This window comes from Sulfurimonas sp. NWX79 (genome assembly GCF_039667035.1).
GTDB classification, from domain to species: Bacteria; Campylobacterota; Campylobacteria; order Campylobacterales; family Sulfurimonadaceae; genus Sulfurimonas; species Sulfurimonas indica.
Genome location: NZ_JALCZL010000006.1, coordinates 96,317 through 102,782 on the forward strand (window position 1 = coordinate 96,317; position 6,466 = coordinate 102,782).

Here is a 6,466-nt window from a genome sequence, read left to right on the forward strand (position 1 = left end):
ATAATTAAAGAAAAAGATACAGGAAATCCCGTGAAATCGCATACAATCAAGAGAGTCGGCGTCATTTTAAGACCATCATCACCTGAATTAAAAGAGAGTTATTTTAAACTTGAAAAGATTTTTACAAAACATAATATTGAAGTAACGATAGAGAGTATCAGTGGTGCGATGATAGGGATAATGGGGATGGACTTTGATAATCTCTGCCAAAAGTGTGATGTTTTGGTAACGCTTGGAGGTGATGGTACGCTCATCTCTGTGGTACGGCGTTCATTTAAGCATGATGTGCCTGTATTTGGTGTCTATGCAGGGAATCTTGGATTTTTAGCAGACATCAACATCGACGAACTGGAAGATTTTGTTGCGCATTTGGTAAAAGGGGAGTACAGAGTAGATGAGAGAGCAATCTTAGAGGCAAAATTTCAAGAACATGACAATGAAGTGACTCTGTATGCTTTTAATGATATCGTCATTACACGTCCATCGGTTTCAAATATGATTCATATTGAAACACTTGTTGATTCCAAAGCGTTTAATACCTACTATGGGGATGGTGTTATTGTCTCCACACCGACAGGCTCAACGGCTTACAACCTCTCCGCAGGAGGTCCAGTGCTTTTTCCTCTGACAAATGTTTTTGCTCTTACGCCAATCTGTCCACACTCTCTCACGCAGCGTCCTGTGGTACTTCCCGGAAAATTTTCCATTGAGATGAAAACACCGCAAGACAGAGCGCTTGTCATTATAGATGGTCAAGACAAGCATGAGCTTGAAGCTGGGGAGAGTATACACATCCAACTGGCACGTAAAACTGTTAAACTTATTCACAGAGAAGAGTTTAACTACTTTGATGTACTCAAAGAGAAGTTAAACTGGGGAGATTAGTCTATGTTGATATGAGAAGAGCTCTGAGAGTTTTTCTTGATCATATTTTTGATCTGCGTGATAGAGTAGGCTTTTTGTGACTCATTTTCACCAAGCAGATCAAAACGAATTTCAATAGTGAGCTTTCCTAGTGCTTCTGAAAGTCTTTCTGCATCATTTGAAAATGTTCCATCTTTTGAGATTTGTGAGACAACATTTAAAAAGTTTGTGTACTCATTTAAAACACCCGGTGAAGCAAAGATGGCAAGTCTGTGTGTTACAAACTGCAGTTTTGTAATGTCTACTTCATCAAAACTACTCTGTGTTGCCATCTCTTCCATCAAATCAAGCAGTTTTTCGTAAGTTTGTGCTTTTAAATCTAAAAATTTTATACTTTGTTCTTTTTCTATCTCTACGGCTGTCTGCTTGTTTAAAAGCAGGGCGGTGATAAAGACAGTAGCGATGGTACCTAAAATGATAAGTACTATCTCTTGGGTAAAAGGTGTAGAGTCTGTTACTCTATAGGCATAACGCAGATAGGCATAGCCTGCTATAAGTGTTAAAAATGTAAGCATCAGGTAAGAAAATTGTTTGGTAATCGTTGACATCACTATAAGCCTTTATATTTGGTAAAATTATATCAAAAAAATAAAGATATAATAGTGTTATGAAAATAGTTTACAGTTTCTTTGTTTTTATCTTTTTTACTTTTTCTCTCTTCGCAAAAGAGAATCATGCTGTGGTTTTGCAATATCACAGATTTGATGAGTCCAAATACCCATCTACAAGTATCTCAATGGAGCTTTTTGCAAAACAGATGGAGCATTTGGTGCAAAATCATTACAATGTTTGGCCACTCTCAAAGATTGTCCGTTATCTGCAACAAAAGAGGGCTCTTCCTGAAAAAACCGTTGCAATTACGATAGATGATGCTTATAAAAGTGCTTATATAAAAGCATATCCACTACTTAAAAAATTGCATCTTCCTTTTACACTTTTTGTAAATTCGCTACCGGTTATGCATCACTCAGAGAACTATTTGACTTGGGATGAGCTGCGTGAGATGGGACAAAATGGTGCAGAGTTCGCAAATCACAGCTATTCGCATCCCTATCTTATGCGTAAGAGGTTGAAAAATGTAGACGATTATGAAGCATATGTTAAAACAGAGGTAGAAAAATGTGAGGAAAAGTTGAAAAAAGAACTTGGAAGTTTGGTTGCAAATGAGCCAAAAATGTTCGCTTATCCTTTTGGCGAGTATGACACAGAACTGTTGCAGATTATCAAAGGTTTAGACTATGTCGGTGTGGCACAAAACTCTGCACCTATTTCTAGTGAAAGTAACTTTATGGAACTGACACGCTTTCCTATGTCTGGAGGTTTTGGTGCAATGGAACAGTTTAAACTAAAAGTAGATACCTTGCCTTTGCCTCTAGAGTCCGTTAAAAATGAAGATACGTTGGTAGATGAGAGTAATAATCCTCCCTCTTTAACACTGAGACTCAAAAAACCGCTTAAAGCGTTGCAATGTTTTACAGCTGATGGTAAAAAGATACAAATGGAGTGGCTGAGTGATACAGAAATAACTGTTCAGGCAACAGAACCTCTGCTATACCCGCGAAATCATTACACCTGTACTGCACCTGCACAAGATGGAAGATGGTACTGGTACAGCCATCTGTGGGTTATTTTAGAACAATAGAGAACTAAACAAACGCAGCGCTCATATAGCCAACGACCTGAGATTTATCCCCACTTGCATCGGCACTCGTTCTGTAATCAAGCAGGGTAGGTTTGAGACCATTTTCTTTTGCTGCAAGCAGGATGGCTTCTACACCTATTTTTCCGCAGGCTTCACACCCTTCATGCAACTCCTCCGGATTTAATCTTGCAACTGCATCAAGGCATATACTGTCAAGTCTGTTTGCTTTTTGGATGTCATAGTAATGGCTTAGATCAGTACTGATAACCACTACTGTACCACTGTCTTCTAAAAGATAGTTAATGACCTTTGCCAAGCGTAGAGGCTTCTCGTTGCCATAGACAAACTCAACCACAGAAGCATCCGGAAGATAGTATTTTATAAATGGCATCTGGACCTCTGTAGAGTGTTCTTCATGAGCATCTCTTTGAAATCGTAAACCAAACTCCTCCACCATTTCATTTGCAAGAGATTTGTCTATCTTTAGGTCTCCAAGTGGTGTCTCAAATGTATCAAAGAGTGAGACAGATGTAGACTCTACATAGACTCTGTGACTTGGACCAATGACAACAACACGCTTTGCATTTGTATTTTTTAAAAGTCGAAAAGCGATGTTTGCTGTAAAAGCAGAGTAAACATAGCCTGCGTGAGGTACGATGATAGCACGAGGGCTCAGTTCAAGTATGTTTTTATCTTCTTTGGCATTGTCTATGATCTCATTGTAGTGAGTGAACATTTTTACTATTTCATCTTGGCTTGCCGGATAAAACTGCCCGGCAACCGCATCTTTTCTTATGCTCATCTCCAAACTCCTTCTAAGGCTCTGTTACATTTTGGACAGTGTCCGTCAACCAAACTGTTTTGTGCAATGGCATAACCTGTTCTGTCTATGAGCAGAGTATTGCAGTCAGGGCAGTAGGTGTCTCCATGTACAGGAACATTACCCAGATAAACATAGAGAATCCCTGCTTCTTTTGCAATGCGTTTTGCACGTTCTAAAGTATGGAGTTTTGTGTACTCGTGATCTTGCATCTTATAATCAGGATGAAAGGCACTGAGATGCCAAGGTACATGCACACCCAATTCGTTTGCGATGAAGCTGGCCATCGCTTTTAAGTCTGCATCCGAATCATTGTCACCCTCAATGAGCAGTGTTGTTACTTCTACCCAAATACCTTCACGCACCATGCCTCGAAGCGTATCTTTTACAGCTTCAAGTCCACCTTTGAGAATTTTTTTATAATAAGCTTCATCCCAGCTTTTAAGGTCAACATTGGCAGCGTCAAGCCATGAAGCCATATCTTTTACCACCTCCGGAGATTCAAATCCGTTGGTAACAAAGATATTTTTGAGACCTTTTTCTCTGGCAAGAACGCCGATGTCTTTGGCATAGGGGTAAAAGATGGTCGGTTCATTGTAGGTGTAAGCGATAGATGCCGCACCTCTCTCTTGAGCCATCTCTACCATTCTTTCAGGTGAGATAGTAACACTTGTATCAACATAGTGTTCTTGTGATATCTGCCAGTTCTGACAAAACGGACACTTGAAGTTACACCCGACAGTTCCCAAGGAGAGGGCAGTAGTGCCCGGTAAGAGGTGATAGAGTGGTTTTTTCTCAACCGGGTCGAGATTGAGTGCAGATGGATGACCGTAAACTAAAGTTTTGAGTTCACCATCTTCATTTTTGTTGACACCGCAAACACCCACTTGCCCCTCTTTGAGTTGGCAGTAGTGTTGACATAGCAGACAGACGATTTTTTCTTTTTGAGGTACTGTTTTGAAGTATTTCATCTTTCCCTCCTCTCATTAGTACATTATACTACAGTTTGTTCGAAATACCAAAAGGTATATGAACCATAGGGATATTACCTTTGTTAGACGTTAGGTGACTTTTTTGATCATCAAAGAAGATATGAGGCTGTAATCTAGAGAGGATTCTGTCTTTTTCCATACCGCCTAGAAAAAAGATCTCATTCGCACTAACTCCCCAATCTTCCAATGTTGTAATGACTCGCTCATGTGCAGGTGCATTGCGAGCCGTGACGATAGAAGTTCTGAGAATGCGTTTGTAGTTTTTGTCTTTTTCGAACTCTGCGTCTTCTAGTTGTTGTAAAAAAGAGAGCTTTTTGAACAGATCTGCTAATGGTCCTGACTGATGAGGAATGTGTGAATTTGCAACTTCATAGGCATGAAAGTCCGGAAGCTCACCATTTTGGAAAATCGACTCGGCTTCATCATCAGCGATGACACCATCAAAGTCAAAAGCTATTCTGAGTTCTTCATCACCTTCATCATTCACTACTTCACTTGGCAGAACTACACCGGCTGGGTATCCTGCATCTATGGCACTTTGAACATCTGAGGCATTGGCAGAGAGAAAGAGTGATGCATTAAAAGCAGGTACATACTCGTAAGGTGATTTTCCTTCCATAAATGCAGCTCTGGAGATATCTAAGCCATAATGGTAAATGGAGCGAAATACCCGCTTACCCGTAACAGCCGAGTTTCTCGAGAGCAATACAACTTCTACCGGCAACTCTTTGTTGAACCTCTTGTTAATATGTAGAAATCTTTTAATAAAGGGAAAAGCGACACCTTTCTCAAGTACCTTGTCTAAGTTTTTTTCTTGAAACTCTTTATAGGCTTTTGGTCCTTTTTCCACAAAAACTCTATGTGATTCTGAGAGATCAAAAAGTGCACTGGAAGAGACGGCGATGACGAGCTTTTTTTCTATGGGGTATGGCATATTATTCCTTGGTAAGCTAGATTATGATTATTTATATGTTTTTGTTGCTGCAATTTGGAATTTAGACAATTTTATAATCAGCGTTTTTGAAATTGGAATGTCCCCACTTTCATAGACAACATTTTATATGACTATTGCTGAATAAGGAATAATATCTGACATAAAAAATGTATTGCTATTTATATGTCAGGTTTACATATTTCTCTAATTTTTGTCTGAATTTATTATTTTGAATAAATGATGTGTTATTAAGTTTTAGATACACTTTGATAATAAAGTTATAAATAGATTAGTAAGTATAAAGGGTGGTAGATGATACCTTTTAATTATCTTGGATTTTTCTTTAAACACTTCGGTACTCTGATATATCAAAAGAAGGTTTTAGAGGAACTGTGTATATTTTTAAAACCACTCCCCAGCCAAGCATCTGTTTTAGATATTGGGGCAGGGACAGGGATAATGAGTGAATTCGCTCATAAATGCAATAGTGAATTAAAATATGTAGCAGTAGACCCAGCAGACGGGATGCTTAAATATGCCCCGGCATATGTGCAAACGTATATAGCAACAGCAGAAGAGTTGCCATTTGAAGATAACAGTTTTGACATGATTCTTATGGGAGAGTCACTTCACCATTTTTCTAACCCTGAACTTGCGATGAAAGAGGCTGTAAGGGTTCTAAAGAAAAATGGAAAACTTTTTATTTATGATTTTGATGTGAGTACCTTTCGAGGTAAAGCTGTCTGTTGGATGGAAAAAACGCTAGGTGAACCTGCTAATTTTTATGCGCCATACGAACTGAAAAAGATACTAGAGAGGCATGGTTTTACTGTAGAAATAAAACATTATCAATGGCGGTATACTGTGGAGGCTTGTTTATAGTTTTATTACTTCAACTATCACCCTCCCCATAACGGTTGAGTACAAAAATATGTTCTCTATCTTTATTTTGTTAGGTGTTTTATACAACATCATGTACCATATATTTACCCTTATGGATTTGAGCTATGACATTTTGTTTTATTTTTGTAGAGGTAGTGTAAAATAATTTCTGTAAATTCCAAATCAACTATGATTATAAAAAAGAAAAAGGATCATAGAAATGGAATTACAAGGAAAAAAGATAGAGTTTGATTTAGAGGAGTTTGTACCTC

At 38.4% G+C, this 6,466-nt stretch carries 7 protein-coding genes; 3 read left to right on the forward strand and 4 right to left on the reverse strand.

All coding sequences use genetic code 11. The features are described 5' to 3' along the window. The first annotated feature begins 30 nt into the window (after positions 1-30). Positions 31-885 carry an NAD(+)/NADH kinase gene (locus MNY27_RS04420; protein WP_152182918.1) on the forward strand — a complete coding sequence of 285 codons (855 nt, stop codon included), beginning with the start codon at positions 31-33 and terminating at the stop codon, positions 883-885. Here MNY27_RS04420 and MNY27_RS04425 read toward each other — a convergent pair. Then, on the reverse strand, positions 882-1,472 hold the full coding sequence (locus MNY27_RS04425) for a hypothetical protein (protein ID WP_152182917.1): 591 nt from the start codon (positions 1,470-1,472) through the stop codon (positions 882-884). The two genes, MNY27_RS04420 and MNY27_RS04425, sit on opposite strands and share 4 nt — an antisense overlap. 59 nt (positions 1,473-1,531) lie before the next feature. Between MNY27_RS04425 and MNY27_RS04430 the strand changes: the two genes are divergently transcribed. Beyond that, positions 1,532-2,566, forward strand: coding sequence for a polysaccharide deacetylase family protein (locus tag MNY27_RS04430; RefSeq protein ID WP_152182916.1), 1,035 nt, complete (start codon positions 1,532-1,534; stop codon positions 2,564-2,566). Between the two features lie 4 nt (positions 2,567-2,570). Here MNY27_RS04430 and amrB read toward each other — a convergent pair whose 3' ends face one another. From amrB to MNY27_RS04445, 3 genes are read right to left on the reverse strand one after another with little or no spacing between them, the layout of a single operon-like run. Continuing rightward, entirely contained in the window at positions 2,571-3,368 is a 798-nt protein-coding gene (amrB, locus tag MNY27_RS04435) for an AmmeMemoRadiSam system protein B (protein WP_152182915.1), read from the reverse strand. Continuing rightward, on the reverse strand, positions 3,365-4,357 hold the full coding sequence (gene amrS, locus MNY27_RS04440) for an AmmeMemoRadiSam system radical SAM enzyme (protein ID WP_152182914.1): 993 nt from the start codon (positions 4,355-4,357) through the stop codon (positions 3,365-3,367). The genes amrB and amrS overlap by 4 nt, the downstream gene beginning before the upstream one ends. A gap of 28 nt (positions 4,358-4,385) precedes the next feature. Then, on the reverse strand, positions 4,386-5,312 hold the full coding sequence (locus tag MNY27_RS04445; protein ID WP_152182913.1) for a 5'-nucleotidase: 927 nt from the start codon (positions 5,310-5,312) through the stop codon (positions 4,386-4,388). A 312-nt stretch (positions 5,313-5,624) separates the two neighbouring features. Between MNY27_RS04445 and MNY27_RS04450 the strand changes: the two genes are divergently transcribed. Beyond that, the gene (locus tag MNY27_RS04450; RefSeq protein WP_152182912.1) at positions 5,625-6,194 is read left to right on the forward strand and encodes a class I SAM-dependent methyltransferase; all 570 of its coding nucleotides are present in this window, start codon (positions 5,625-5,627) and stop codon (positions 6,192-6,194) included. Positions 6,195-6,466: the final 272 nt, after the last annotated feature.